The sequence below is a fragment of the Sorangium sp. So ce448 genome, from assembly GCF_051520915.1.
In the GTDB taxonomy this organism is placed as follows: domain Bacteria; phylum Myxococcota_A; class Polyangia; order Polyangiales; family Polyangiaceae; genus Sorangium; species Sorangium cellulosum_B.
Map to the genome: position 1 here is coordinate 10,209,457 of NZ_CP150343.1, position 25,673 is coordinate 10,235,129.

General features: G+C 70.5%; 23 protein-coding genes. 16 read left to right on the forward strand and 7 right to left on the reverse strand.

Annotation, left to right across the window (positions count from 1 at the left end; translation table 11 throughout):
* Nucleotides 1-202: 202 nt before the first annotated feature.
* Complete coding sequence (locus WMF45_RS38485) at nucleotides 203-850, reverse strand: peptide chain release factor-like protein (protein WP_437710919.1); 648 nt, start codon at nucleotides 848-850, stop codon at nucleotides 203-205.
* The gene (locus WMF45_RS38490; RefSeq protein ID WP_437710920.1) at nucleotides 847-2,082 is read right to left on the reverse strand and encodes an RtcB family protein; all 1,236 of its coding nucleotides are present in this window, start codon (nucleotides 2,080-2,082) and stop codon (nucleotides 847-849) included. Before WMF45_RS38490 ends, WMF45_RS38485 begins: the two co-directional genes overlap by 4 nt.
* A 197-nt stretch (nucleotides 2,083-2,279) precedes the next feature.
* On the opposite strand from WMF45_RS38490, the gene WMF45_RS38495 reads away from it, so the two are divergent.
* The 5 genes from WMF45_RS38495 to WMF45_RS38515 all read left to right on the forward strand — a co-directional run bounded on the left by WMF45_RS38495 (nucleotide 2,280) and on the right by WMF45_RS38515 (nucleotide 8,038).
* The gene (locus WMF45_RS38495) at nucleotides 2,280-3,851 is read left to right on the forward strand and encodes a sigma-54 interaction domain-containing protein (RefSeq protein WP_437710921.1); all 1,572 of its coding nucleotides are present in this window, start codon (nucleotides 2,280-2,282) and stop codon (nucleotides 3,849-3,851) included.
* Nucleotides 3,852-4,080: 229 nt separating this feature from the next.
* On the forward strand, nucleotides 4,081-5,232 hold the full coding sequence (locus WMF45_RS38500; RefSeq protein ID WP_437710922.1) for a zinc-dependent alcohol dehydrogenase: 1,152 nt from the start codon (nucleotides 4,081-4,083) through the stop codon (nucleotides 5,230-5,232).
* Nucleotides 5,233-5,258: 26 nt separating this feature from the next.
* Nucleotides 5,259-5,651, forward strand: coding sequence for a hypothetical protein (locus WMF45_RS38505; protein WP_437710923.1), 393 nt, complete (start codon nucleotides 5,259-5,261; stop codon nucleotides 5,649-5,651).
* Nucleotides 5,652-5,831: 180 nt separating this feature from the next.
* Complete coding sequence (gene zwf, locus WMF45_RS38510) at nucleotides 5,832-7,226, forward strand: glucose-6-phosphate dehydrogenase (RefSeq protein WP_437710924.1); 1,395 nt, start codon at nucleotides 5,832-5,834, stop codon at nucleotides 7,224-7,226.
* Nucleotides 7,223-8,038, forward strand: coding sequence for an HAD hydrolase family protein (locus tag WMF45_RS38515; RefSeq protein ID WP_437710925.1), 816 nt, complete (start codon nucleotides 7,223-7,225; stop codon nucleotides 8,036-8,038). The genes zwf and WMF45_RS38515 overlap by 4 nt, the downstream gene beginning before the upstream one ends.
* Nucleotides 8,039-8,077: 39 nt before the next feature.
* Here WMF45_RS38515 and WMF45_RS38520 read toward each other — a convergent pair whose 3' ends face one another.
* The gene (locus WMF45_RS38520) at nucleotides 8,078-8,677 is read right to left on the reverse strand and encodes an HdeD family acid-resistance protein (RefSeq protein ID WP_437710926.1); all 600 of its coding nucleotides are present in this window, start codon (nucleotides 8,675-8,677) and stop codon (nucleotides 8,078-8,080) included.
* A 350-nt stretch (nucleotides 8,678-9,027) separates the two neighbouring features.
* Nucleotides 9,028-9,456: a hypothetical protein gene (locus WMF45_RS38525; protein WP_437710927.1), complete on the reverse strand. Its 429-nt coding sequence runs from the start codon at nucleotides 9,454-9,456 to the stop codon at nucleotides 9,028-9,030.
* Between the two features lie 184 nt (nucleotides 9,457-9,640).
* On the opposite strand from WMF45_RS38525, the gene WMF45_RS38530 reads away from it, so the two are divergent.
* Both WMF45_RS38530 and WMF45_RS38535 read left to right on the forward strand, forming a co-directional pair.
* On the forward strand, nucleotides 9,641-11,314 hold the full coding sequence (locus WMF45_RS38530) for a right-handed parallel beta-helix repeat-containing protein (RefSeq protein ID WP_437710928.1): 1,674 nt from the start codon (nucleotides 9,641-9,643) through the stop codon (nucleotides 11,312-11,314).
* A 101-nt stretch (nucleotides 11,315-11,415) separates the two neighbouring features.
* On the forward strand, nucleotides 11,416-12,885 hold the full coding sequence (locus WMF45_RS38535; RefSeq protein ID WP_437710929.1) for a right-handed parallel beta-helix repeat-containing protein: 1,470 nt from the start codon (nucleotides 11,416-11,418) through the stop codon (nucleotides 12,883-12,885).
* 49 nt (nucleotides 12,886-12,934) lie between these two features.
* On the opposite strand, the gene WMF45_RS38540 is transcribed toward WMF45_RS38535, so the two are convergent.
* Nucleotides 12,935-13,336, reverse strand: a complete 402-nt coding sequence (locus WMF45_RS38540; RefSeq protein WP_437710930.1) for a hypothetical protein — start codon at nucleotides 13,334-13,336, stop codon at nucleotides 12,935-12,937.
* 295 nt (nucleotides 13,337-13,631) lie between these two features.
* Between WMF45_RS38540 and WMF45_RS38545 the strand changes: the two genes are divergently transcribed.
* From WMF45_RS38545 to WMF45_RS38575, 7 genes are all read left to right on the forward strand, one after another.
* Nucleotides 13,632-15,611, forward strand: a complete 1,980-nt coding sequence (locus tag WMF45_RS38545) for a hypothetical protein (protein ID WP_437710931.1) — start codon at nucleotides 13,632-13,634, stop codon at nucleotides 15,609-15,611.
* Nucleotides 15,494-15,886 (forward strand): cytochrome-c peroxidase, encoded by a 393-nt coding sequence (locus WMF45_RS38550; protein WP_437719620.1) that lies wholly within the window; start codon nucleotides 15,494-15,496, stop codon nucleotides 15,884-15,886. The genes WMF45_RS38545 and WMF45_RS38550 overlap by 118 nt, the downstream gene beginning before the upstream one ends.
* Before the next feature lie 44 nt (nucleotides 15,887-15,930).
* Nucleotides 15,931-17,214 carry a PAS domain-containing protein gene (locus tag WMF45_RS38555; protein WP_437710932.1) on the forward strand — a complete coding sequence of 428 codons (1,284 nt, stop codon included), beginning with the start codon at nucleotides 15,931-15,933 and terminating at the stop codon, nucleotides 17,212-17,214.
* A gap of 201 nt (nucleotides 17,215-17,415) precedes the next feature.
* Nucleotides 17,416-18,489 carry a cyclase family protein gene (locus WMF45_RS38560; RefSeq protein ID WP_437710933.1) on the forward strand — a complete coding sequence of 358 codons (1,074 nt, stop codon included), beginning with the start codon at nucleotides 17,416-17,418 and terminating at the stop codon, nucleotides 18,487-18,489.
* A 298-nt stretch (nucleotides 18,490-18,787) separates the two neighbouring features.
* Nucleotides 18,788-19,195 carry a hypothetical protein gene (locus tag WMF45_RS38565; RefSeq protein WP_437710934.1) on the forward strand — a complete coding sequence of 136 codons (408 nt, stop codon included), beginning with the start codon at nucleotides 18,788-18,790 and terminating at the stop codon, nucleotides 19,193-19,195.
* Nucleotides 19,196-19,925: 730 nt separating this feature from the next.
* Nucleotides 19,926-20,729, forward strand: a complete 804-nt coding sequence (locus tag WMF45_RS38570) for a glycosyltransferase (RefSeq protein ID WP_437710935.1) — start codon at nucleotides 19,926-19,928, stop codon at nucleotides 20,727-20,729.
* Complete coding sequence (locus tag WMF45_RS38575; RefSeq protein ID WP_437710936.1) at nucleotides 20,657-21,787, forward strand: polysaccharide deacetylase family protein; 1,131 nt, start codon at nucleotides 20,657-20,659, stop codon at nucleotides 21,785-21,787. Before WMF45_RS38570 ends, WMF45_RS38575 begins: the two co-directional genes overlap by 73 nt.
* Nucleotides 21,788-21,912: 125 nt before the next feature.
* Here WMF45_RS38575 and WMF45_RS38580 read toward each other — a convergent pair whose 3' ends face one another.
* Nucleotides 21,913-22,788: a helix-turn-helix domain-containing protein gene (locus tag WMF45_RS38580; protein WP_437710937.1), complete on the reverse strand. Its 876-nt coding sequence runs from the start codon at nucleotides 22,786-22,788 to the stop codon at nucleotides 21,913-21,915.
* A 294-nt stretch (nucleotides 22,789-23,082) separates the two neighbouring features.
* Nucleotides 23,083-23,571 carry a hypothetical protein gene (locus WMF45_RS38585; protein WP_437719687.1) on the reverse strand — a complete coding sequence of 163 codons (489 nt, stop codon included), beginning with the start codon at nucleotides 23,569-23,571 and terminating at the stop codon, nucleotides 23,083-23,085.
* Between WMF45_RS38585 and WMF45_RS38590 the strand changes: the two genes are divergently transcribed.
* Together WMF45_RS38590 and WMF45_RS38595 are read left to right on the forward strand one after the other, a co-directional pair.
* Complete coding sequence (locus WMF45_RS38590; RefSeq protein WP_437719621.1) at nucleotides 23,513-24,079, forward strand: SGNH/GDSL hydrolase family protein; 567 nt, start codon at nucleotides 23,513-23,515, stop codon at nucleotides 24,077-24,079. The two genes, WMF45_RS38585 and WMF45_RS38590, sit on opposite strands and share 59 nt — an antisense overlap.
* A 166-nt stretch (nucleotides 24,080-24,245) precedes the next feature.
* On the forward strand, nucleotides 24,246-25,583 hold the full coding sequence (locus WMF45_RS38595; protein WP_437710938.1) for an adenylate/guanylate cyclase domain-containing protein: 1,338 nt from the start codon (nucleotides 24,246-24,248) through the stop codon (nucleotides 25,581-25,583).
* Nucleotides 25,584-25,673 lie beyond the last annotated feature (90 nt).

The following is a 25,673-nucleotide window of genomic DNA, read 5'->3' on the forward strand; positions in this document are numbered from 1 at the left end:
CAAGCGGCCGACCCGCACGAGGACGCTCATGGGATGCTAGTACCGCAGGAGGTGGAGCAAGTCACCGCGGCGTTTCGTCGCGCCGGCGCGTCCCCGCGCGGCCCCTTCGCCGGCCTCGCCCCGCGAGGGCGGCGACCTCGACAGGCTCAAGCAGTGAGCGGGAGAGACTACGCCTGTCCAACAAGACGCGAGGCCGCTCCCCTCACCGCGCCTCCGCCACCACAAGCGCGCTCTTCCGCCCCATCCGGTACGTCCTTACCGGCTCTCCCCGGACGATCCGGTCGTGCTCGCTCCAGCGCGCGGCCTCCCCTTCCGCGACGCGCCGGGCGGCGCGCTCGGCGAGCCGCTCGGCGATGCGCTCCACCCCGCGGCGGACGTTCGCGCGCTGCGAGCGCTCATCGGCGACACGCACCGTGATCCCGCTCGGCCGGTGGTGGATCCGGACCGCCGACAGGGTCTTGTTCACGTGCTGCCCTCCTGGCCCGCTCGCGCGGCAGGCCGAGATCTCGAGTTCGCCGAGATCCACGCCCACGCCCACGCCCTCACCCGCCCCCGCGGCGTGGACCGCCACCCCCGCGAACCACCGCTTGCGCGCCGCCTTCCCCCGCGCCGCGCTCCGCTCGACCAGCGCGTGTGTCCCGAGCTCACCCTCCAGGCATCGCCGCGCGTCGCCCTCCACCAGGATCTCGACCGAGGCCGGCGCGTCCTCGTCGCCGTGCAGCGTGACGTCGACCACCGCGAGCCCCCGCTCCTGGCAGAGCGCCTCCATGCGCTCGGCGAGCCGCGCCACGAAGCGCCGCACCTCGACCGGCCCCCGCCCCGCGCTGATCTGCACCCACGACCGGCTCATCGCTTCACCGTGAGCACCGGCACGAGCGGCGCGACCGCCGTCGCCAGGCCGGCCTCGACGAGGCTCTCGATCACCGGCTCGATCGGCTTGTACGCGTCCGGGTGCTCCTCGAGCAGCAGCGCCGGATCGTCGCACACGACGCGGCCGCCGAGCTCCGTGCGGGTGAGCTCGCGCCGCCGGTACCTGGCCGCGATCTTCTCGCGCGCCTCGCTGCGCCCCATCTTGCGGCCCGCGCCGTGCGCGACGGAGCGCAGCCCCGCCTCGGCGTCGCGCGAGCGCATCACCCACGACGGCGCGCCGCGCGACCCGAGCACCACGGTGAAGTCGCTGCCCCGGGCGGGCGCCGCGCCCTTGCGGTGCACCCAGGCCAGCTCGCCGCCGACGGCCTCGCGCGCGACGTCGTTGTGGGTGAGGTCGAGCCCGCCCGTGATCGTCGACGCCCGCGAGGCGCCCAGCGCGCGCAGCATCCGGTAGGCGAGCAGGAGCCGGTTCGCCCGCGCGAAGCGGCACGCGCCGGCGAGCTCGCCGAGGTACGGCTCGGCCGCGTCCCCCTCGAGCACCGCGCCGCCCCAGCGCTGCCCGAGCGCGCCGCCGAGCCCGCGCGAGCCGGAGTGCGCCACGACGACGAGCTCCCCCGCGGAGAGGCCGAGGGCCTTCGCCGCGGCAGGGTCCCGCAGCGCGCCGACCCGGGCGACCTCGAGGAAGTGGTTCCCCCCGCCGACCGAGCCGAGCGCGCCCTCGTAGCCCGCGCGGTACGGCGAGGCGTCCCCGCTCGGGCGAAGGCCGTCCTCGGGCTCCGCCGCCGCGAGCCGCGCGAGCGCCTCGGGCACGCCGTCGACCTCGGCAAAGCCGCGCGCGCCGCGCTCCCAGACCCGCTCGAACACGGCCCGCGGGTCGCATTCGGCGAGCGGCTCGTCGTCCATCGCCTGCCGGGCGCGCCGCTCGAGGACGTCCGGCGCCATGCGGCCGATCGACGTCGCGACGAGCCGCACGCCGCAGCCGGCGTCGCCGCCGATGAGCTCCGGGACGACCCGGTCCGCGAAGGCGAAGGCCGCGCCGATGGGGATGCCCCGCCCGGCGTGCAGGTCCGGCATACCCACGGCGCGGACGCAGCCCGGCAGCGCGGCGACGCGCGCGAGCTGCTGGACGGCGTTGCCCTCGAGCCAGACGTCGTCGCGGGCGACCAGGCGGGCGTGGGCGGGAAGGACTGCGCTGTCAGCGGGGGCTTTCATCGAGATCTCCGGGGCAGGAGGCAAGGGCAGGCGCAAACGCGGATGCGAACGGGAATGCCCATGGGAATGCGGAGGAGACTTGCGGCTTCCGTGCCAGCGCGCGGCCCGCGGCGACGCCGGCAGAACGTCTCAACGTGGTGCGCAACGCACCAGATAACGTGGTACATAACGCACCACACCTGGTGTACGGTGCACCAGTGAATCGCCTTCTCCTCACCTGGTCGGACGCGGGCACGCTCGGGCCGGCGCCGGCGCACCACAGCCGCCGGCCCGAGGGCGATCGCGGGCCGGTGCTGCGGCTCCTCGACCAGGAAGAGAGCCGCTACGACGCCATCGTGGTCCTCACCATCCCGGCGGGCGAGGCGCCGTCGCGGGCGCTCGTCGAGCAGGCGCGGGCCCGCGCGCCGCGGATCGAGCTCCGGGTCGTGGACGTCGACGATCCGTCGGACCACGCGAAGCTCTTCCGGGCGCTCGGCAAGCTCTCGGCGCAGCTCAAGCGCGCCTTCCCGCCTGCGGCGTGGGCGACGGACGTCCTGCTCTCGGCCGGCACGCCGCAGGCGCAGACGCTCTGGGTCATCCTGGTGCAGGCGGGGATCCTGCCGGCGCGCATGCTCCAGGTGATCCCGGCGGCGTTCGTGCCGCACCCGCACCCGCGGCCGGTGCGCGAGGTCCGGCTCGATATCGAGGGTTTCCCCGAGATACGCGCCCTGCGCGAGGAGGTCGTGCGCCTGCGGGCCGAGGCGCGCACGCGCGACACGGTGCTCGTCGGCGAGAGCGAGCCGATGCGCTTCCTCCGCGCCCGCATCGCCCGGGTCGCCGCGACCGACGTGCCCGTGCTGATCGTCGGCGAGACCGGGACCGGAAAGGAGCTCGCGGCCAGGGCGATCCACGAGCACAGCCCGCGCGCGAGAGGGCCGTTCATCGCGGAGAACTGCAGCGTCTTCGCCGAGGGCGTGCTCGCGAGCGAGCTGTTCGGCCACGAGGCGGGGGCCTTCACCGGGGCCGCGGGGCGGCGGCGCGGCGTCTTCGAGCAGGCGCACGGCGGGACGCTGTTCCTCGACGAGATAGGCGAGCTGTCGCCGCGGGTGCAGGCGTCGCTGCTGCGCGTGCTCCAGGACGGGACGCTGCGGCGGGTGGGCGGCGAGGCGAAGATCGAGCTGGACGTCCGCGTCCTCGCCGCCACCCACCGCGACCTCGCGGCGATGGTCGAGGAAGGGACGTTCCGCGAGGACCTGTATTACCGCCTGCGCGGCGCCATCATCGAGGTTCCCCCGCTCCGTGCGCGGGGTGGCGACATCGAGGTGCTCGTCGGCGCGTTCCTCGACGAGGTGCAGTCGCGGCGCAAGGGGCGCGCGCTCGAGGTGACGCGCGAGGCGCTGAGGCGCCTTTACCAGCACGCCTGGCCGGGCAACGTGCGCGAGCTGCGCGCGGAGGTGCAGCGGTGGGGCGTGTTCTGCGAGCACACGGTCGACGTGGGCGATCTCGCGCCGGAGATCGCGTCGCCGGCGGCGCGGCCGGCGAGCGGCGGCGCAGGCGGGATCGCGCGAGCACCGGAGTCGGAGGCAGGCGGCGAGGAGGTCGCGCCGCTCGCGGAGGCCGTGGCGTCGGCCGAGCGCGCCGCTATCGGGCGCGCGCTCGATGTGCACGAGGGCAACCTCTCGCGCGCGGCGCGCGCGCTCGCCATCGACAGGAACACCCTGAAGCGCAAGATGGCGGCCTATCGCCTCGGCAAGGGGGCGCCTGCGCGCTCGACGATCCGAAGAAGCTGAAGCTGCCGCCGCCGCCGAACAAAGAGAAGAAGAAGACGAACGATCGCTGACAAGGCGAACGGCGCCCGGGCCGCAGGCTCCAGCATCGATGTCCTCGATGTCCCGAGGCCGGGCGCCCGAAGGCGCTCGAAGCCCGGAGAGCCGATGCCTACGCCGGGCGCACCCACGAGCGCGCGCGCCTGGTTCACCGCTTGCATTGCCCCCTCGAGCAAGCTGGGAGGTCGTGCGAATGCTGGCGCTCACATACCACGGGCCGAAGAACGTCCGCGTCGAGGAAAACCCGGAGCCTCGGGTTCAACACCCGAACGACGTGGTCCTGCGCGTGAGTCGCGCCACGATCTGCGGCTCGGATCTGCACCTCTATCATGGCTACGTGCCTGACACGCGCGTTGGGACCATCTTCGGCCATGAGTTCACCGGCGTCGTGGAGGAGCTCGGGGCCTCGGTGCAGACGCTGAAGCGCGGCGACCGCGTCGTGGTGCCGTTCAACATCGCCTGCGGGACGTGCTTCTTCTGCCAGCGAGAGCGCACCTCCGCCTGCGAGAACACGAACCCGCTCACCACGCTCGCCAGCGGGATCTTCGGTTATTCACACACGACCGGCGGCTACCAGGGCGGCCAGGCCGAGCGCGTCCGCGTCCCCTTCGCCGACGTCGGCCCCATGAAGATCCCCGACGACCTCTCGGACGAGGACGCGCTCTTTCTCTCGGATATCCTCCCCACGGGGTACCAGGCCGCGGAGATGGGGGACATCGGCCCAGCGGACACCGTGGCCGTCTTCGGCTGCGGGCCCGTGGGCCTCGTGGCGCAGCGGTGCGCATGGCTCCTCGGCGCGCGCCGGGTCATCGCCGTCGATTCGGTCGGTTACCGCCTCGATTTCGCGCGCCGGCACAACAAGGCAGAGACGCTCGATTTCAGCGAGACTACGGATGTCGTGTCCGCGCTCCGGGACATGACCGACGGCCGCGGGCCGGACGTCTGCATCGAGGCGGTCGGCCTCGAGGCGAACGGCTCGGCGCTGCACGACGTGCTTGGCAAGGCGCTCAAGCTCGAGGCCGGGTCGCCCGTCGCCCTCAACTGGGCGATCCAGTCGGTCCGCCGCGGCGGGAGGGTCTCGATCGTCGGCGTCTACGGGCCGCCCTGGAACCTCATCGACGTGGGCGCTGCCATGAACAAGGGCCTGACGATCAAGACCGGGCAGTGCGACGTGAAGCGGTACATGCCCCGCCTGCTCGAGCACATCCGCAGCGGGAACATCGACCCGAGGGCGCTCATCACCCACCGCGCCCCGCTCGAGTCGGCCGCGGAGATGTACCGGGTGTTCGCGGCGAGGACCGACGGGATCCTCAAATGCGTGCTCGTTCCGCGGGGGGCCAAGTGAGCTCTGCCATCGAGGAGGAGGCGATCATGGAAGCCGAGATCGTGCTGCCGAGGGAGCTGCCGTACTGGGGAGTCGACATTTGCCTCGAGGACAGGCCCGGCGTCCCCAGGGAGGTGCCGCCGCGCCTCCTGGAGAGCGCGCACTGGCTCGAGCCCGAGCAGCAGCCGATCGAGGGGCCGCTGCTCAGGCACCCCGGGCGCGCCCGCCCGACGCCGGTGTTCAGCACGGCATTGCCGCCGAGAGGAGCGAGCGGCGCGCTGCGCCGCATCGCCTACAAGGTCCCGGATCACCGGCTCTCCCACTGGGTCGCGCTGTTCATCGCGGATCGGGTCGACGTGATCGAGAGCCTCCCTCTCCTGTTGAAGAGGCGGGCCATCAGGGCAGGCAAGCCCAGGCGCACGGCGTCACAGCGCGCGTGACGAAAGGCGTGCTCGCGCCGATCCAGCGTGGCACACGCGATGCCGGATCGGGACCATGGCCCCCGGGGGCCATGGCAAGACGCGAGGAGCCGAGCGCATGCGCACTGGATGGATGGAAGCGGAAGGCCAGGAGAGCTCGGGCATGCGGCGCGTGATGTCCGGCGCCGCCGAGCAGGCGGCATGAACGCCGCCGACGCGCTCGTGCTCTTCGGAGCGACAGGCGACCTGGCCTTCAAGAAGATCTTCCCGGCGCTGGCCGGGCTGATCCGCCGCCGCAAGCTGGAGGTGCCGATCGTCGGCGTGGCCAAGAGCCCGTGGAGCCTCGATCAGCTCTGCGCCCGCGTCCGCGAGAGCCTCGAGCGGGCGAGCGCGTTCGAGGCCGGCGTGTACCGCGAGCTGTGCGCGCGGCTCTCGTACGTGAGCGGGGATTACGCGGATCCGGCGACGTTCCACCGCCTCCGCGAGCGGCTCGGCACCGCCCAGCGGCCGCTCCACTACATGGCCGTGCCCCCCGACCTGTTCGAAGAGGTCGTCAAGGCGCTCGACCGCTCCGGGTGCGTGCGGCGAGGGCGGCTCGTCGTCGAGAAGCCGTTCGGCCACGATCTGGAGTCCGCTCGGGCGCTCTACCGCACGCTCGCGAGCGTCTTTCCGGAAGAGGAGATCTTCCGGATCGATCACTTCCTCGGCAAAGAGCCTGTCCAGAACATCGTTTACTTCCGCTTCGCGAACGCGCTGCTCGAGCCGGTCTGGAACTCCCATCATGTCGAGAGCGTCCAGATCACCATGGCCGAGCGGTTCGGCATCGAGGGCCGCGGCCGGTTCTACGACGCCACAGGGTGCATCCGCGACGTCCTGCAAAACCACCTCCTGCAGGTGCTCGCGTGCCTCGCCATGGATCCACCCCCGTCCGGGGACGCCGACGCCGTGCGCGCGGAGCGTGTCCGGCTGCTGCGCGCCATCACGCCGCTCGATCCGGCGCACGTCGTCCGCGGTCAATACGACGGGTACCGCGGTGAGCCGGGCGTCGCGCCGGGGTCGCAGGTCGAGACGTTCTGCGCCGCGCGGCTCCGTATCCACACCTGGCGCTGGGCGGGCGTGCCATTCTGCATCCGCGCCGGCAAGCGCCTCGCGGTCACGGCGACCGAGGTGATCGTCCTGCTGCGGCGGCCTCCGCACGCCGTGTTCGACGATGTCGGGCGCGGGGATCCAGACTACGTGCGCATCCGGCTCGCCCCGGCGCCGGAGCTCGCCGTCGGCGTGCGGATCAAGGCGCCCGGCGAGCTGATGGCCGGACAGCCGACCGAGCTGCTCGTGGCGAGCGACCTGTCCGAGGCGCTGGGGCCTTACGAGCGGCTCCTCGGCGATGCGCTCGCCGGCGATCCGACCCTGTTCGCGAGCCAGGCCGAAGTGGAGGCGCAATGGGCCGTGGTCGATCCGGTGCTCGACCAGGCGACTCTGCTCTCGCCCTATGAGCCCGGCAGCTGGGGCCCAGCGGAAGCCGACCGCCTCGTCGCCGACCTCGGCGGGTGGCGGACGCCCGCCCTGGCCACCCCGGTGGCGAGGAAGGCCGCATGACCGGAATTCGCATGCTGCTCGCCGACGTGGACGGCGCGCTCCTCACGCCCGACGGCGTGCTCACCCCCAGGGCGGAGCAGGCGGTGAGTCGGCTCCGCGACGCGGGGATCGACCTCGCGCTGATGAGCAGGCGCTCGCCGCGCGGCCTGCGCGTCCTGCTCGGGCGGCTGGGGATCACGACGCCGGTCGCCGCGTTCGGCGGCGCCATGCTGGTGCGGCCGGATCTCTCGGTGATCGAGCAGCACCCGCTGGACAACGGCGCGGCCGCGGTCGTCATCGCGACCCTGGAGCGGCACGGCGCAGCGGTCTGGGTCTACCAGGGCGACGACTGGCTGGTGCGCCGCGCCGACGCGCCGCACGTCGCGCGCGAGAAGGCGGTCGCGCGGTGTGTCCCCAGGGTCGTCGAGCGCTGGGAAGGCGTCGTGGACAGGGCGGTCAAGATCGTCGGTGTCAGCGACGACGCCGAGGTGCTGGAGCGCGGCGAGTCGGACCTCCAGGGGGCCTGCGCGTTCTTCTCTGCGTCACGCCCCGTGTCGTATTGCATCGAGGTGATGCACCCGCGGGCCAACTCCGGAGAGGTCGCGAGGACGCTCTTGGCGCGCCTCGGCCTCTCCGGCGCGGCCATGGCCGCGATCGGCGAGCTGCCCGATCATGTGCTCATGTTCCGGGAGAGCGGGCTCAGCATCGCCATGGGGCAAGCGCGCGCCGTCGTGCAGCGGCAAGCCGACTTCATCACGCTGTCGAACGCCGACGAGGGCTTCGCGCACGCCGTGGAGACCTGGCTGCTCGCCACGAGCGGTGGTGGCCAGTGAGGGAGGAGCGTCAGCCGCGGTCTCCGGCCCGGGGCGCTGTCACATGCTGGCCACCGGCCGCTGTCGCGCGCTGGTCCCGATCAGCAACATCGACGTGCCGCTGACGAGGACGTTGACGCCGACGAGCAGCCCGATCGCCCACGCCGCGGTGCTCGGCCAGCGCCACCAGATCAGGACCCCGAGCGCCAGCGCGAGCAGCCCGTCGAACAGGAGCCAGCCCCAGGCGGGCATCTCGCGATGCTGGAGCGCGCGGACGATCTTGAGGAAGCCTTCCGAGAAGAAGAAGGCCGCGAGGATCAAGGTCAGCGTGACCGTGCCCGTCACCGGGAAGGCCACGATCAGGACGCCCGCGGCGATCTGGAGCAGGGCGCTCGCGAGCGACCAGCCGGCGTTGGCCCATTGCCGGTGCTGGATGGCGTGGAGGCCCTGAAAGAGGCCGCTCGCCACCAGCACGGCCCCGATGGCGACCGCCGTGACCAGCGAGGCGATCACGGGCATGAGGATCGCGAGCGCGCCAAGCACCAGAAGGGCGATGCCGAGCCCGATGAACGAGCCGCGGTTCTCCCGCAACGTATGGGGCTCGACCAGTTGCAATCCGAAGCTCGTCGTATGAACAGGGTCCTCCCAGCGATCAGCCATGTGTGCACCCTCCTCTTCCCGGAGCTGGAGTTTCGCCGTAACCGCAACCGCCAATGGAAGCCCAGCGCCTCACCGGCGTGACCGCTCGCCGCAACGAGCGCCACGCGCTCCGCCGAGAGCGCATGAGCCGGGCGGGGCACGGCAGGGGTCGGGCCACGGCGAACAAGGTGCCGCCCCCGAGCGGTGTCAAGTGACTCCCGGGCGGCCGGCCTCGCGCGCCCGTGATCGGGTGGCTCACCCCCTCACGCCCGGGGGATGGCGGGCGGCCCTCTCCGCGGCGCGGTTCTACCAGCGATCCGCGCGGCCGGGGCGCTCAGCCGGCGAGCCAGCGCAGGAGCGCCCGCCCGCGCTCACTCGTACCACGTCGGCACGATCTCCCGCACCTCGGGCAGCGCGGCGATACGACAGACCTGGTCCCATGCCGCGTCGTCGAGCGCGCCATGGCGCGCCGTGCACTCGGCGTCTCCCGTGGGGAAGAAGTACAGCGTCTCTGCCGGCACATCGCACCTGGCGCGCCCCCTCGACGAGCCGGCCCGGATCGCGGGCGCGATGCCCCGCACGCGCGCGAGGAGCGCCGCGTCGTCCGACGGCAGGCAGAACTCCAGGGATCCATCGTTCACGCACCCCGTTTCCCTGGTGAACGCGAGCTTCTGGGTCGGGCACGTCGGCGCAGGAGGCGGAGGCCCCTCGACGACCCCGTCCCCCGGCGTGGACGGCGGCGCCGACGTACAGCTCGCCAAGCACGCTATCAGCCAATGAGAGATCGCGAATCGTCGCATGAATCCACTCCCCGTGTGCTCCGGCGGCGCACCTGCAGCCGATATCATCGCAGAGACGCTGGCACTGTCAACCCGGAGGTCCTGCAGTTTGGGCTTGACGTCTCCAGGACGTTTGGGTGTGCTTTCCCCGGGCCTCGGCGGGCTTCAACCGTGACAACCGCGACGACCTCGGGCTGGTGCAAAAATGAACGAGCGACTCCTTCTCTCGCTGTCCGCGCTGGGCGCGCCGCTGCTCGTCGCGACGAGCGGCTGGGCCAAGGACTACTACGTGGCCCCGGCCCCCGCCGGCAACGACGACAACGCCGGCACCGAAGCCGCGCCGTTCGCGTCGATGGCCAAAGCGCAAAGCGTGGCCATGGCCGGCGACGTCGTCTACTTCAAAGGCGGCACGTACACGTACACGAAGGGCACCACGACCTGCTCGAGCGGGACGGCGATCATCAGCGGCGTGGTGCTGAACAAGAGCGGGAGCGCCGGCAACCTCATCAAGTACTGGGCCGCGCCCGGCGAGAAGCCCGTCTTCGATTTCGACGGCATCAAGGATTCCTGCCGTATCAAGGGCATCCTCGTCTCCGGGAATTACATTCACCTCAAGGGACTCGAGATCAAGGGCGTTCGGCAGAACAACAACCTGAACCACGAGTCCTGGGGCGTGTGGAACCAGGGCAGCAACAACATCTTCGAAGCGCTCGACGTCCACCACATCATGGGCGCCGGCATCTTCATCCAGCGCGGCAGCAACAACCTCGTGCTCAACTGCGACTCGCACGACAACTTCGACGAGCTCACGTCGAACGGCGCAGGCGAGAGCGCGGACGGATTCGGCTGTCACGTCGGCGCCCGGGAGACCGGCAATGTATTCCGAGGCTGCCGCGCCTGGTGGAACGCGGACGATGGCTACGATTTCATCAACTCCGGCGCCGCCTGCCTCGTCGAGCGCTCGTGGGCCTGGTACAACGGCTACAAGCCGGGGACGCAGACCGGCATCGGCAACGGCAACGGCTTCAAGGGCGGCGGCTACGGCGCCGATCCGGCGAAATTTCCGGCCGAGCCCGCGGCGCACACGGTGCAGAGCTGCCTCGCCGCCTTCAACAGGGCGGCAGGGTTTTACGCGAACCACCACCCGAGCACGCTCTACTTCTACAACAACACGTCGTACGGCAATCGCCCCGACTTCAACATGCTCGGGATGGATTCGAGCGGAAACGACATCACCGTCGGGGTTTACCGGAACAACCTGGCGTTCGGCGGGACGCTGTTCTCGAACCGCAACGGCGCCGACGACGCGAACAACTCCTGGACGGCGGGGGGTGTCACGGTCTCGGACGCGGACTTTCAGAATCCGTCCGAAATGGGGCTGGACGCTCCGCGACAGGCCGACGGCAGCTTGCCCGCGATCACGAATTTCCGCCTCGCGCCGGACAGCGACGCCATCGACAAGGGCGTCGACGTCGGGCTGCCCTACGCGGGCTCCGCTCCGGATTTTGGCTGCTTCGAGACGGGGATGGACGAGACCGAGACCGCCGGGGCTTCCGGCACCGGCGGAGCGGGGAGCGCTGGCTCAGGCAGCGGCGGTACCGCGGAACCGGGGTCGGGCGGCGTTAGCGCAAGCGCGAGCGGAGGAGCGGCAAGCGGAGGAGCGGTAAGCGGCGGCACGACGAGCGTCGGTAGCGGCGGAACCTCGGGCACCGGCGGCGATGGCGCCGATCCGAGCACGAGCAGCGCCGACGACTCGGCCGGCTGCGCGTGCAGCACGCCTGGCGGCCACCGGCCGGTTGGAGCGAGCCTCGCGCTCCTCAACCTCGTGCTCTGGTGCTTCAGGGCGCGCCGGAAGCGCCGAGTCCCGGCCAGCGCATGAGCGCTGCCGCGGCTCGCGTGTCGCAGCCCTTCGCCCCGTTCTCGAATTTCATACGAAGCGCGCGAGACGGCCTATTGCCGGCGTGGTAATGCTTCCACGGCATGAACCCGAGCTCCAAGCCCCAGTTCCAGACCCGACGCGGCCGCCTGTGGCGCCTCCTGTTGGCCCCGAGCGTGTTGCTGGCGAGTGCGGCCTGCTCGGACGGCGGCGCGGCTGACACTGACAATCCAGGGAGCGGCGGTGCTCCGACGAGCGGCGGCAGCTCGAGCGCAGGCGGCACCTTCGCGACGGGTGGCACGACGACGTCCGGCGGGGGCGCCACCGGCTCGGGCGGCGACGGAGCTGGCGGCGCCGGCGGGGGCGCCACCACGGGGGCGGGCGGCGGATCGGGGAGCGGCGGAGCGCCCGCGATCGATCCCGATGCGCTCTTCGCGGCTCCGGATGGCGCGGCGGACGCGTCGGGAACGATGCGTGATCCCATGACCTTGGCAGCTGCCCTCCTGCGGGCGAATGCGGGTGACACCATTTACCTGCGCGGGGGCGCCTACGCGCTCAACACGACCCTCAGCCTGAGCAAGGACGGCAGGAGCGGCTCGACCATCGAGCTGCGCGCCTACCCCCTGGACAGCGAGCGCCCCTTGCTCGACTTTTCCGCCATGGCGGAGAGCTCCAGCAATCGCGGGCTCGTCCTGTCCGGCGACTACTGGCACATCTACGGCATCGATGTTCTCCGAGCCGGCGACAACGGCATGTTCGTCAGCGGTTCACACAACGTGATCGAATACTCCACGTTCCTCGAATGCGCCGACACCGGGCTCCAGCTGGGCGGAGGGGCGGCCGACAACCTGGTGCTCAACTGCGACTCGTATTTCAACGCCGATTCCAGCCTGGAGAACGCCGACGGCTTCGCGGCCAAGCTCGACGTCGGCACGGGCAACAAGTTCGTGGGCTGCCGCGCCTGGAACAACCTGGATGATGGCTGGGACGGCTACCTGCGCCCTGCAAACAACGTCACCACGACCTACGACGACTGCTGGGCCATCGACAACGGGAAGCTCAAGAATGGCTCGGTCGGCGCAGGCGACGGCAACGGCTTCAAGTCCGGCGGCAGCGACGGCAAAGATCTGAGCCACAACGCCATCTACAGGCGGTGCATCGCCGCGGGGAACGTCAACGACGGCTTCGACCACAACAGCAACCGCGGCAGCGTCACGATCCTGAACAGCGCGGCGCACGCCAATGGCAGCAACATCAACTTCAGCGCCTCGAACATCGCGGCGTCGTTGACCATCAGAAACACGATCTCCCTGGGAACGAACGGGTCACTGTCGGCAACGACCACGAGCATCACGAACAACAGCTGGCAAGGTGGACTCTCGGCCACGAGCGGCGATTTCGTGAGCGTCGACACCAGCCTGCTCAAGGGCCCCCGCAAGGCCGATGGCAGCTTGCCGGACATCGACTATCTGAAGCTGGTGCCAGGCAGCGATCTCCGCAACGCGGGCGTCGACGTGGGCGTGGAGTTCAACGGATCCGCGCCGGATCTCGGTCCCTTCGAGAGCGAAGAATAGTCCCATCGGCGCAGGCGCGTGAGCCAATCTGCTTGGTGCCCTGAATCCATCAAGCCGGCTTGTCGCGGAGCGCGAGCCCGATCCCGACCGCGGCCGCGCCGATCACGAACGGCAGGACGCCCATCCAGGCGCCGATGTTGACGCACTGATTGGCCTCTTCCGTGCCGGCGCGCCGGATCAACTCGCGCTGCGTGGCGTCGATCTCGACGCCGGGATAACCAAGCGCCGCTTCCACGCGGGCAATTCCGATGGAGCGGCCGAGCAGCCCCACCGAGACGGCGCTGAGCCCCAGCAGCACGGCGATGGCGCCCGGGATCCAGGCCATGCCCCGCGCCTTCGTCGCCAGCATCCCCGCCCCCGCAAGGCTGATCGCGATGCCGGCTATCCCGGCCAGGAGGGCGAGCCACGCCGCCCACCCGCACTCCGTGAACGCTTCCAGCACGCTCTGCATGCTGCCTCACTAGCGCAGCGCCGGCCCGGAGAGAAGCGTCAGGTCCACCGCATGGGGCTCCTCGCTCACCCCTACCGGCATCGGTTCATCGGCGGAGTCGCGCGCGGGAGGTCGCCTCTCAGGTCGCGCGCGGCGTCCACCTGATGCGGAGCAGAGCCCCCCACCCTGCGAGTCTTCGCCTCCAGCTGACCACAGGAGGCGCCGGCGCCAGCGCCTGGCGCGTTGCCGCTGGGATTCGGCCCCGATTTCCACGAGGCAGCGCACCGGCTACGCTCCGCGCTCCGAGGTGCACCCGATGAAGGTTTGGCGAATCGAACGCATGATCGTGGTTCCAACAGCGCTCTTCGCTGCGGCGTGCGCCGCTCCAGGCCCGGACGAAGGACCGCTCGCGGCCGCGCGCGCGGCGCTCACCGTCACCGAGGATCAGAAGCTGACCGAGGAGACGCCGGCCCTCCAGCGCGTGTTCGGGTTCACGGTCGCGGGCAGCGGCGACACGGCGCTGATCGGAGCGCCGGACGAGAACAGCCTGACTCGCGGCGCCGCGCACGTCTACACCGTGACGGGCGGGGCCGCGACGCTCGACGCCACGCTCGTGCCCAGCGACGGCGAAAACGGCATGGCGTTCGGCCGTCAGGTGGCCCTCGACGGCGATACCGCCGCCGTCATGGCCAGCGCCAATTACGAGGTGCGGCCGTACGAAGAGCGCGTCTATGTGTTTGTCCGGAGCGAGGGCGCCTGGTCGGAACAAGCGAAGCTGACCGTCCCGGAGGATCCGGCGTTGAGCTTCTCGAGGATGGCTGTCGACGTCGGTGGGGACACGGTCGTCGCGAGCACGGTGGGAGAGGACATCGACATCGTGCTGGGCAAGGCATTTGCGTTCACGAGGACGGGCAACGCGTGGTCGCCGCGGGTGGAGCTCGTGCCTCAGGACAGCCCTCGGGGCTTCGGCTGGTCGGTCGCTGTGTCGGGCGACACGGCGATCGTGGGCGCGGCGGCGGATTCGCCCGAAGGCAGCGAGTTCGCCGGCTCGGCCTACGTGTTCGTGCGTGATGGGGGCAGCTGGACGCAACAGGCGAAGCTCGTGCCGCATGACATGAGCGCCCGCGCCTCGTTCGGCTTCTCGGTCGATCTCGCGGGAGACACCGCGGCGATCGGAGCCAAGAGCGCGGTGTACGTCTATACGCGGAGCGGCGGCACCTGGACCGAGCAGGCGAAGCTCGTGCCCGCCTTGAGAGGGAGCGAGGCGACAGGGGTGCAGCTCCTGGGCAACGCCGTGATCGCCGGGTTCGTCGGCGTGGCTGACAACAAGGGGATCGTGTCCGTGTTTCACGGAGGAGAAGGAACATGGACCGAGGCGCGAACGCTCGCGCCGTCGGATGGGCAAACGCTGGACTTTTTCGGGTGGAGCACGGGATACGCCGGCGAGAGCGTGGTCGTCGGGGCGCCGTACCACAGCGCCCCTCTGAACCGAAGCGGCGGAGCCTATGTGTACGCGCTCCCGTCCCTGGACGGCGCGGCGTGCGTGGCCGACGCGGATTGCCTGAGCGGCTCATGCGAGGCCGGCCAGTGCGCGCCCGGGGGCGGCAGCGGCGCGAGCAGCAGTGTTGCGGGCGGCGGCGGCTCTGGCGGTGAGGCGGGCAGCGGTGGCGCGAGCAGCACTGTTGCCGGCGGCGGCGGCTCTGGCGGTGAGGCGGGCGGCGGCGGCGCGAGCAGCACCGTTGCGGGCAGCGGCGGCTCTGGCGGTGAGGCGGGCGGCGGCGGCGGCGCGAGCAGCAGTGTTGCAGGCGGCGGCGTGAACGCGGGCAGTAGCACGGCGTCGTCTGGTACAGGCGGTCCTCGAACCGACGCCAGCGGTGGTGGCGGCTGCCGCATCGGCGGCCCAGGTCAGCCGACGCGCAGCGCTTCCACGTTCATGGCCTTCGCGCTCGCGCTCGCCGTCTTGCCGGCAAGGCGCCTCCGCGATGCGCGCCGCCGGCGGCAGGCGGCCCGGGATACGGCCCTCTCGACCTCTCCCGCATGGCGCCGACGACGCCCTCGGCGATCGCGCCGGAGCGGCTGGCGAGCTTCGCGCCCCTGCCCGCCGGCCCGGCGAATCCGCCGGACCCGACCGCCGCGGCGCAGATCAGGCTGGGCCGGATGCTCTTCCACGATCCTCACCTGTCCAGGAACCACGACCTCACCTGCGCCTCGTGCCACCCGCTCGAGGCCTGGGGCGTGGATCACAGGAAGTTATCGCGGGGGAGCGAGGGTCTCGAGCCCCCGCGAAACACGCTGAGCGTCTACAACGTCGCCGGCTACTCCACGCTGCTGTGGGATGGCCGGCAGAACAACCTCGTGGATCAGGCCAAGGAAGAGCTCCTGTCCCGGAGCGCGATGGCGTCGGCGCCCGAGGGCATCGAGGCGGCGCTGCGCTCGTCCAGAGGGTACAGGCAGGCGTTCGCGCTGGCGTTTCCCGGGCAGCCGCAGGCCGTGACGTTCGACAACGTCGCGCGGGCCCTCGCGGCGTTCGAGGCGATCGTGCTGGAACCCGGATACACAGGAAAATTGTGACCCACCTCAGCCCGGGGCTGGGATACCATCGCCCTGGAACGGTGATGGACGCGCAAAAGACCGTGGCGCTCGAGGCGGAGCTGGACGCGTTGCAGAAGGAAGTGCAGCACCTGCGCTCCCGCGTCGCCGAGCTGGAGGCGGCCGGCCGCGGCGCCCCGGAGCGCTTGCTCGACGCGCTGCCCAGCCTCGTTTACGTGCTCGATCTCGATGAGGGGCGGTACGTCTACTGGAACCGGGAGCTCGCCGATCTCCTCGGAGAGGGCGGCGGAGCCGCGGCGGGCTCGCCCCGCGGCGACGGCCTGTCCCCCCTGGTCCATCCGGACGATATCGGTCGCATCGAGGAGTACCGGGCTCGCGTGGCCGCCTCGGAGAGCGGGGAGCCGGCGACGGTGGAGTACCGCGTGCGCGGTCGCGACGGCGGCTGGCGATGGTTCGTCGAGCGAGGCGTCGCGCTCGGCCGCGATCCGGAGGGACCGGGTCGGCGGATGCTGGGGTCGGCGCACGACATCACCGCGCGCAAGCATATGGAGCAGGTGCTCGAGCGCAGTGAGAGCCTGCTCCATGGGTTCCTCGAATACACGCCGTCCATGATGGTCGCGGTGGACGCCGCGGGCCGGCTCCTCCTCGTGAACCGCGAAATCGAGTCGTATTACAAGATGAGCCGCGAGGAATTGCTGGGGCGGGTCGTCTACGACCTTCTCCCGGCGCCGGCGGCCGCCTCGATACGAAAGGCCAATGAAGAGGTGGCGGTCGCCGGACGCCCGGCCGCCTCCGAGCATGTGCTCTTCTTCCCGAACGGTCCGCGCACCTACCTGTCGACCAAGTTCCCCATCCGCGACGCCGAGGGGGAGATCTACGCGGTCGGGACGATCTCGGTGGACATCAGCCGAGCCAAGCAGGCCGAGGCCGAGCGCGCGGAGATGCAGCGGCAGCTCATCGAGATGCAGCAGGCGACGATCCAGGAGCTCATCACGCCGCTCCTGCCGCTGGCGCCCGGCGTCGTCGCGATGCCGATCGTCGGGAGCGTCGACCCCGCGCGCGCCGAGCAGATCCTGACGACGTTGCTTGAAGGGATCGCCGCCCAGCAGGCCAGGATCGCCATCCTCGACATCACCGGGGTGAAGGTCGTCGACGAGCGGGTGGCGCAATCCTTCGTCGACGCGGCCCGGGCCGCGGGATTGCTCGGCACCCGGGTCGTGCTCACCGGGATCAAGCCGCAGATCGCGCAGACCCTCACGACGATGGGCGCCGATCTGAGCGGCATCGTCACCAAAGGGACCCTGGAGAGCGGCATCGCCTACGCGCTCGGGCGCCGGCTCCGCTGGTGACCAAGCGCGCTCCCACCGAGCGACCGGGTGTACGCGGATACGCACAAGGCCTTCACCGCATTGGCGAAGCCCGCGATGACATCGGGAGAGCAGGTTCCTGGCGCCCCTGACGGTGTACTCTATGGATGACATGCGCCCGCGCCCATGACGGAGCGCGGGGCGCTGTCGGTACAACGTGCGATGTGACCCAGGAGGTTGCCTATGAAGCCTGGAGTGATGCCGTTGCGTGGCGCGATCGTGGTGACCATGGCCGTCAGCCTGGTCGCGGGGGCAGCGCTGGCCCGCGGCGTGCCGATGCTGGAGAGTTACGATCCGATGCCCGGGCCCTCGCCGTGGGGCCCTGACGACGAGGCGGGCGCCTCCAACACGCAGACGCCGGACAAGGTCCTCGAGGGCAAACGCCTCATCAAGGAGGGCAAGGTCTATCGCCTGGGTCACGTCTACGAGCCCGGGATGCCGACGTTCCCGGGCAACCAGGGGCTCTCCCTGGAGGCCGGGCCGACCGCGGTCATCCAGCAGCAGGTCACGAACTCCGAGGTGATGCACGGGGAGTTCGGCCAGATGGGGACGGAGTTCGACGCGCTGGGCCATTTCGGCTACATCCCGCCCGGGAGCACGGACCCCGCCGACGCGCTCTTCTACAACCAGTTCACCGGCGCCGAGATCCTCACGGAGGACGGGCTCGCGCACCTCGGCGTCGAGCACGTGAAGCCGCTCGTCACGCGCGGCGTGCTCCTCGACGTCAAGCGCTACGCGAACGGCGGGCAGACGCTCGCGTTCGGCCAGGAGATCACGCTGGCCATGGTGAAGAAGACGCTGCGCGCGCAGAAGATGGACGAGCGCGACATCGGCGTCGGCGACGTCGTGCTGATCTTCACGGGCTGGGAGGAGAACTGGGAGCTCGGCACCGAGGGGTATTACACGCAGCCGGGCGTGGGGCTGGCCCAGCCGGGGATCGGGATCGAGGTCGCGAAGTGGCTCTCCTCGAAGGGCATCGCCTGCGTCGGGTCGGACAACTTCGGCATCGAGGTCACCCCGCCGAAGCCTCCGGTGGCGCCGGGGGTGGTCTTCCCGGTGCACCATCACCTGCTGGTGAAGAGCGGAATCTTCATGCACGAGGTGATGGTGCTCTCGGAGCTGGCCGCGGATCTGGCCGCGGAGCTCCAGCAGCATCCCCACGGCCACAAGAGCCCCTACGAGTTCTTCTACGTCTACAGCCCGCTGCCCCTCCGGGGCGCGTCCGGATCACCGGGCATCCCGCTCGCGATCCGGTGAGCGGATCGGCGCGCCGGCGCTGAACGCGCCCGCGTCACACGGCGAAGAGTTAAGCCTCTGGACCATTCCGCCAGCCGAGCGATCCCTCGCCGCTCCTGCCCAGGATTTGCCACCGCGCGTCAGCGCGATTCATGCGGTGGAGCTCGCCGGGCAGGTTTCCAGTGCGTATCCAGGGCGTCTCTTCCGGCGGCGTCGAAGGGACAACCAGGCCACGCGGGTGAACTCGGCAGCTCCACCCGTGCTGCTCAGCTCGCTCGCTCGCTCGGCTGCTCTGGGTCTGTTAGAATGGTCGTTGGCCATGCTCGAGCTCCTCCGCAACGCGCACCACACGGTGACGATCGACCCGGTTTCGCAGATCGCGCGGGTCACGCGGAGCCCGCTGCCGTCCGAGTCTGTCGAGCAGTTCGAGGAGCTGTGGATGGAGGTGAGCCGCGCGCTCGACCGGGTCGACCGCCACCGGCTTTGTCTGCTCATCGATCTGCGCGCCGCGGTGGGGCGGAACGACCCGCAGTTCGAGGCGGCGATGCAGCGGATCCGGCCGCCCGTGATGGGCCGCTTCCGGCGCGTCGCCATCCTCGTGCGGACGACCGTGGGGGCGCTGCAGATCCAGCGCCATGTCCGCGAGGACGGCATCGATCGGATGATCGGCAGCGACGAGGCCCGGCTGCTCGACTACCTCCGAGAAGCACCCGCGCGCGTCCGTTGATGCGGGTGGCGCTCGGCGCAGCCCCCCAGACGCGCGCAGCTGCGCCGTCTGCGATCCGCATCGAGGTGTCCTCCGTCCGGCGATATCCATCGCGGTATCCCATGCTCCGTGAGGAGACGATGATCCGAAGTCGCCCCCGGCGCCGCCGCAGGGCGAACGGCCGCCAACCACGCTCCATCCCAGACCGACCCCCGGCCCGCCCTCTACAGTGCTCGGACGAGCCAGACGCGGCTCACCTTTCGTGAGCGGCCGGCGACGATTCTTGTAACCTCTCGAAAATAAACGACTTTGTTGGCCAGCGACCGGCCCGCCCACGCGGGCTCTCGGCGAGCACCTGGGCCGGCGAGAGCCGCGAGGGACGTGGCCAGTCGAAGACTGGGACGGATCACCGCTCCTGGGCCGCCGCCCATGTCCTTATGGAGCTTTGCGGCCCATTGCTCCGGTCTTCTCGTTTGTTGTGCGATGTGCTTGTCAGTTCGCGAATTCGCCGTATAGTGGACGCGAGTCGCGCCCCTGCCGTCCGCAATCTGGTCATGCGGCGTGTTGCAGCGCTCGTGTCGATCTGCCAGGTCGAGGCCCCATCCGTCCCGGTTTCGCGCTTGCGATGCCCTGGACGGTGTGTTCCGTACCGGAGAGCCACGGCGCGGTGGGAGGACAGCGAGGCATGCCTGGCGCTCGATGAGCGGCCGAGTCGAGAGATCGACAGTCTACTCGATGGGGGGAGAGGGGTATGGTGGCACAGACCGATTGCGGTATCGAGGCTCGTGTTCTCAAGGATTCACGGGCCTCCCGGCGGCTCGCCATCGCGCACGTGGTGAGCAGCTTCCAGATCGGCGGCGCCGAGCAGGTGGTCGTCGATCTCGCCGCGTCCCAGCGCGCCGCGGGTCATGACGTGCTGGCGGTCGCGATCGCCGAGGATCCAGACGGCCCGTGCGCCGAGCAGCTCCGGCGGCGCGGGGTCGAGGTGCACCTCGCGCCGAAATGCCCGGGGCTCGACGCGACGCTCACCGCCCACCTCGCCGCGCTGTTCGCGGCGAAGGGCGTCACGCTCGTCCACGCGCACAACCACCTTTCGCTCATCTACGCGGCGCCCGCCGGATGGCTGCACCGGGTCCCCGTCATCCACACGAAGCACGGCGTATCTCAGGACATGCAAGCACGGAGCTGGCTGCGCCGCGCCGCGTCCGCGTTCGTCGATGCCCATGTCGCGGTGTCGCAGCCGACCGCGGCGGTCGTCCTCGGCCGGCGCGAGGTCGACCCGCCGAAGCTGCATGTCGTCGTGAACGGCATCAATCTATCGCGGTTCGCGCCGGATCCGGTGGCGAGGGCGCGGGTGCGGGCCGAACGTGTTCGCGCTGCCGTCCCTCTCCGAGGGCCTGCCGCTCGCGAGCTGATCGCGCGGCGGAGCGCCGCCGTCGCCGAACGCTGCTGCTTTCAAACGCTCTCGAGGGGGGACGACTCATGTCGAACGCAATGCGATGGCTCTCGGATCTCCTGGCCTCGCCCTGGGCGACGCGGCCATTCACACCGATGATGCACGGCCATTCGACCATCATCGTGATGCATCGGCTCGCCGACCCGGATCGCGGGATCGAGGGCCTCGATCCGCGCGCCCTCCGGCGCGCGCTGCAGTTCCTGCGGCGCGAGCGGTATCCGCTCGTGTCGCTCGAGCGGGTGTTCCGGGGCCTCGCGGGCGAGGAGCCGCCCATCGACCGGGCCGTCGCCTTCACGATGGATGACGGCACGATCGACCAGGCGACGGTCGCGGCGCCGATCTTCGCGGAGTTCGATTGCCCGGCCACCATCTTCGTGGTGAGCGGCTATCTGGACGGCCATCTGTGGTGCTGGTGGCACCGCGTGGAGCACGTGTTCGAGGCGACGCGGCGCCGCGAGCTCAGCGTGATGGTGGGCGGCATCCACCACGTCATCCGCCTGGACGGCGGCGTCCCGCGGGCGCAGCTCGCGCGGCGCTTCATGGAGCGGTGCAAGCGCGTGCCCGAGACCGAGAAGCTCCGCGCCATCCAGCGGCTCGCCGCCGCGGCCGAGGTCGATCTCCCGGCGCGCCCTCCCGCGCGTTACGCGCCCATGTCGTGGGATGACGTCCGCGCGTGCGAGGCGCGCGGCATCACGTTCGGTCCGCACACGGTCACCCATCCGGTGCTCTCCAGGACGACCGACCCGCAATCGAAGCACGAGATCCACGCGTCCTGGGCGCGCCTGCGCGCCGAGGCCAGGCGCCCGGTCCCCATCTTCTGTTATCCGAGCGGGCACGTGGGGACGGACTTCGGTCCTCGCGAGTGCGCGACGCTTCGCCGGCTCGGCTTCCTGGGCGCCGTGACCAACTGGCCTGGCGACTACGCCACCGCCAGCGGATTCCGTAGCTCCGCGGACGCGCCGTTCTCGGTGCCGCGGATCGACTTCGGCGCGGATCACCGGAGCCTCATCCGCTCGGTGTCGGGCGTCCTGCGGACCAAGCAGCTATTGCAGCGGCAGCTCGCCCTGCGAAGCCCGGTGGCGCCGGTCGATCCGGGCCAGATGCTCGATGGGTCCCAGGACGAAGCCGAGGGCCCGCCGGCCCCGCTGGTCCAGTGATCGCGGAACCCGCGCGCGGCCGCTCATGCAGGTCGCGGACGGCGCGGCCCCCCGGCGCGCGCCCGAGCGCCAGGCGCTGCTCGGCGCGAGGGGATCGCCTGCGCCCAGGAAGCCCGGCCGGGCGCTCACTTCTTTCGATAGGCGCCCGGCGTCGTCCCCGTGCGGCGCTTGAACGCCGTCGTGAGGTGCCCCTGATTGGAAAAGCCGCACTCCAGCGCGATCTCCGCGATGGACAGCCGCTCGTCCTGGAGCATGGTCATCGCCTTCTCGATGCGGCGCGAGATGACGTACTGGTAGGGAGTCTGGTGGAAGGCGCTCTTGAACAAGCGCGAGAAATGGTCCGGCGAGTAGCCCACCAGCCCCGCCAGGTCGACGAGCCCGAAGTTCGAGGAGAGCTCGCTGTCCACGAACTTTTCGATCTGAGTTCGCTGGCTCCTCGAGAGGCTCGCGTTGCGCAGCGCGATCTCCGCCCCGGATCCCGCGCCGTACCGCGCCGACAGGTAGGAAGCCAGCGCCAGACAGAGCGACTGCACGTAGACGGCCCCGAAGTACTCCTGCCCCTCGGCCTGCGCTTGCAGGCGACGGACCAGATCGACGACATGGGCGTCGACCAGACCGAACCGCGGCTCCCGCTCCGGGACCAGCACGGCGGACGGAGACGCACAGAGCGCCAACATGGATGCTTCGGGGAAGTTCACCGACGTGCACACGGAGGGCCGCCCCAGCCACTCGACGCTGTACAGCCTGGTCCTCCGCGGCAAGAGGTCCATCATTCCCGAGAGCCGCTCGAAGGAATGCTCCCGGACCTCGCCCGAGGCCGGCTCCGCGAAGCGAATGTCGATCTGCGAGGGGCCTCCCGTCCACACAAGGACCGCGTCGCTCTGCGCCTCGAGCCCCTCGAGCCGGCCGCTCTCGGGCACATACCCGATGCGGAGGGGCAGCCCCACCCAGTCCGAGCCGGTGAGCGCCGCGCCGTACTTTGCCGAATACTCCGCGGTCATGCCTCGAGTCGCCCCGGAGCATCGTCGGCGTCGAGGAACAGGGGGGTCAAGCCCCTCGTGCGCTGGGCATGTGAGCGCACACACATCTCTGCCCACGGGCGCCGGGTGGATCGGGTCCCGCGCGTCGGGATCCTGAAAACCTTCGCCGGGAATTTGAACGACCTCTCTGCGAGCGCCACGTACCCTTCCCTTCACTTCCTCGCAGAGGCTGTGCGGGTGGTGTGGCACTGCGCCGAGCGCCCGCCCCCTCTGCTTACAACACAATTTTCTTCGGTCGCTGACCGGGAGCGGGGCTCACATGTCTACCTCGACCTCTTCGCTGCTCGTCCGCCTTGGCGCATTCGGCACCTTCGCCCGCGGGATTCCGCTCGTGGGCCTTCTCTTGGTCAGTTCCATGGCCTGCTCCAGCGCTTCCGATGGGTCGTCCGACGGCTCGGGCGGCACCGGAGGAGGTGCTTCTTCCTCCGGCGACGCCCAGACGACGAGCGCGGGTGAGGGCTCGGCAGTCTCCTCGACGACGAGCGGAGCGAGCAGCACGACGGCGACCAGCGGCTCGGGCGGTGGCGCTTCTTCCAGCAGCTCGAGCAGCGCCGGAGGGGCTGGGGGCGCGAGCAGCAGCAGCAGCTCTGCGGAGACCTCGAGCGGCAGCGGGGGCTCGCCCGAAACAGGGTTCCAGCCTTGCCCTGCGACGGGCCCTTGCAAGATCCTGCCCCTCGGGGACTCGATCACCGTCGGCCTCGGCTTCGACGGCGGGTACCGGGTCGAGCTCTTCCATCTTGCCACGCAAGACGGCCACGAGGTCACGTTCACGGGCACGCAGCAGATGAACGGCCCCGCGATGGTCGATGGCAAGCCGTTCCCCCGCAATCACGAGGGCATCAGCGGGGAGACCATCGAGCAGATCGCCAAGCGTATACCGACGGGGCTCCGGGAGATGCCGCACATCGTGCTGCTCCATGCCGGCACCAATGACATGTATCGAGAGCCGAACGGCGCCGACACCCGCCTGGGCGCGCTCATCGACAAGCTGATCGCCGAGGCGCCCGACGCGCTGCTCGTCGTGAGCAACATCATTCCTTTGCCGGGCAGCGCGAACGCCGTGAGCACGTACAACGCCAAGATCCCCGCGCTGGTCGAGGCGCGCGCCAGCAAGGGCGCGCACGTCCTCTTCGTCGATCAGTTCAAGGATTTCCCCACGTCCGAGCTCGGCGACGGGGTCCATCCCAACAAGGCTGGCTACGCCCGAATGGCGGGCCGCTGGTACGACGCGATCTCCGACTACCTGAGGTGATCCGGGCGCCAGCCCGATCGAGAGACCGCCGACCCGCTCGGGGCGCGCGGCGGGGCGATTGCCTGACATCATGAGCGTTCCGTCCCCGCGCGCGGGGCACGGCGCAGCAGTGGCCGACTGACGACCACGCTTGCGTGCGCCGGTGCGCGATGTGTACGCTCGTCCGGTGCGCGCCTCGGTCGGTGAGATGCAGGAGCACGGCGGGGCCGGCCATCTCGGCGCGTCCGTGCGGGTGTTCTTTCGCGAATTCCTGACGGACACGGGCGCGCAGCGCGCCACGCGCCAGCGGATCCGGACCGCCGCTTTCGTGAAGTTCCTCGTCGCTGCACCCATCCTGGTGCCGGCGGGACTGGCGTTATCGACATTCGCGGAGCGCGCGCCTCACCCGGTGCACGCACGCTTCGTCGTGGCCGCCTGGCTCGCCATGCTGGCGGTCTCCATCGTCACGAACGGGGCCTTGTTGGCGGTCACGCGGGGCGGAGGGCGGGACGCCTCGATCATCGCTCGCGCGCTGACGTATGTCACGCTGACCGCCGAGCTCGCATCGAATCAGCTGGCCATGCATGCCACCGGAACGCTGGTGTCACCGTCGGCCCTGTACATCGTCATGTTCGTCGCGCTGTACCGGATCTTCCTCGACTTTCGGTTCGGCCTCTTCGCTGCGGTCCTCGGCTCCTGTCTGTACTGTGGCGTGGGCACCCTCGAGCTCACCGGCGTGATCCGGCCGCATCCATTGTTCAGCTCATCTTCTCCACACCTCTTCTATGCTGAGCCGGCGGCGGCAGCGACCGTGATGGCCAACATGGCTGCCGGCATCTTCCTGGTTTTCTTTGCGTCGAACTACGCAGTGAACCAGACCGCCAAGCTCCATCGCTACCTCACGGAGTCCGTCCTCCGGCGCTACCTGCCGCCGTCGCTCGTCGAGCGCGCCGCCCACGGAGAGCTGCGGATGGACGCCGAGCCCGAGCGGCGGGTGGTGACCGTGATGTTCACCGACCTCGTGGGGTTCACATCGCTGTCGGAGAGGCTCGGCGCCGAGGCCGTCGGGCGGCTGCTCAATCGGTACCTGTCGACGGCGGCCGACGTGGCGCACGCGCACGGAGCCACGATCGACAAGTTCGTCGGTGACGCCGTCATGATCGTGTTTGGAGCCCCCGATGCCCTCGACCCGGCCGAGCAGGCGCGTCGCTGCGTCGCGCTCGCGCGCGAGCTTCAGGCCACGCTGCCGAGCGTGGGTGACGGTGTTCGCCTCGTCGCGCGCGCCGGCATCAACACGGGCGACGCCGTCGTGGGGAATTTCGGGTCGCTGGCGCGCTCGGACTACACCGTCATCGGACCTGCCGTGAACATCGCCGCGCGGCTCGAGACGGCGAGTGAGCCGGGCGGTATCCTCATCGGCGAGAGCACGGCGAAGCTGCTGGACGGCGCCGTACCGCTGGAAGCCGCTGGCGAGCTCCGGCTGAAGGGCGTAGCTGCGCCGGTACGAGCCTTCTATGTGAAGTGAGCGGTTGGCCGTCTGCGTGCCCGGTCCCGCCTGGTCCATCGATCGTCAGCGACATCGCAGGGAGTTGGATACCCCGCTCGTCGAGGAGTA

What these genes read in the sequence shown, in the direction of transcription:
- WMF45_RS38485 (WP_437710919.1), bottom strand. Translation starts at nt 850, where the DNA reads ATGAGCCGGTCGTGGGTGCAGATCAGCGCGGGGCGGGGGCCGGTCGAG.
- WMF45_RS38490 (WP_437710920.1), bottom strand. Translation starts at nt 2,082, where the DNA reads ATGAAAGCCCCCGCTGACAGCGCAGTCCTTCCCGCCCACGCCCGCCTG.
- WMF45_RS38500 (WP_437710922.1), top strand. Translation starts at nt 4,081, where the DNA reads ATGCTGGCGCTCACATACCACGGGCCGAAGAACGTCCGCGTCGAGGAA.
- WMF45_RS38505 (WP_437710923.1), top strand. Translation starts at nt 5,259, where the DNA reads ATGGAAGCCGAGATCGTGCTGCCGAGGGAGCTGCCGTACTGGGGAGTC.
- zwf (WP_437710924.1), top strand. Translation starts at nt 5,832, where the DNA reads ATGAACGCCGCCGACGCGCTCGTGCTCTTCGGAGCGACAGGCGACCTG.
- WMF45_RS38515 (WP_437710925.1), top strand. Translation starts at nt 7,223, where the DNA reads ATGACCGGAATTCGCATGCTGCTCGCCGACGTGGACGGCGCGCTCCTC.
- WMF45_RS38520 (WP_437710926.1), bottom strand. Translation starts at nt 8,677, where the DNA reads ATGGCTGATCGCTGGGAGGACCCTGTTCATACGACGAGCTTCGGATTG.
- WMF45_RS38525 (WP_437710927.1), bottom strand. Translation starts at nt 9,456, where the DNA reads ATGCGACGATTCGCGATCTCTCATTGGCTGATAGCGTGCTTGGCGAGC.
- WMF45_RS38530 (WP_437710928.1), top strand. Translation starts at nt 9,641, where the DNA reads ATGAACGAGCGACTCCTTCTCTCGCTGTCCGCGCTGGGCGCGCCGCTG.
- WMF45_RS38535 (WP_437710929.1), top strand. Translation starts at nt 11,416, where the DNA reads ATGAACCCGAGCTCCAAGCCCCAGTTCCAGACCCGACGCGGCCGCCTG.
- WMF45_RS38540 (WP_437710930.1), bottom strand. Translation starts at nt 13,336, where the DNA reads ATGCAGAGCGTGCTGGAAGCGTTCACGGAGTGCGGGTGGGCGGCGTGG.
- WMF45_RS38545 (WP_437710931.1), top strand. Translation starts at nt 13,632, where the DNA reads ATGAAGGTTTGGCGAATCGAACGCATGATCGTGGTTCCAACAGCGCTC.
- WMF45_RS38555 (WP_437710932.1), top strand. Translation starts at nt 15,931, where the DNA reads ATGGACGCGCAAAAGACCGTGGCGCTCGAGGCGGAGCTGGACGCGTTG.
- WMF45_RS38560 (WP_437710933.1), top strand. Translation starts at nt 17,416, where the DNA reads ATGAAGCCTGGAGTGATGCCGTTGCGTGGCGCGATCGTGGTGACCATG.
- WMF45_RS38565 (WP_437710934.1), top strand. Translation starts at nt 18,788, where the DNA reads ATGCTCGAGCTCCTCCGCAACGCGCACCACACGGTGACGATCGACCCG.
- WMF45_RS38570 (WP_437710935.1), top strand. Translation starts at nt 19,926, where the DNA reads ATGGTGGCACAGACCGATTGCGGTATCGAGGCTCGTGTTCTCAAGGAT.
- WMF45_RS38575 (WP_437710936.1), top strand. Translation starts at nt 20,657, where the DNA reads ATGTCGAACGCAATGCGATGGCTCTCGGATCTCCTGGCCTCGCCCTGG.
- WMF45_RS38580 (WP_437710937.1), bottom strand. Translation starts at nt 22,788, where the DNA reads ATGACCGCGGAGTATTCGGCAAAGTACGGCGCGGCGCTCACCGGCTCG.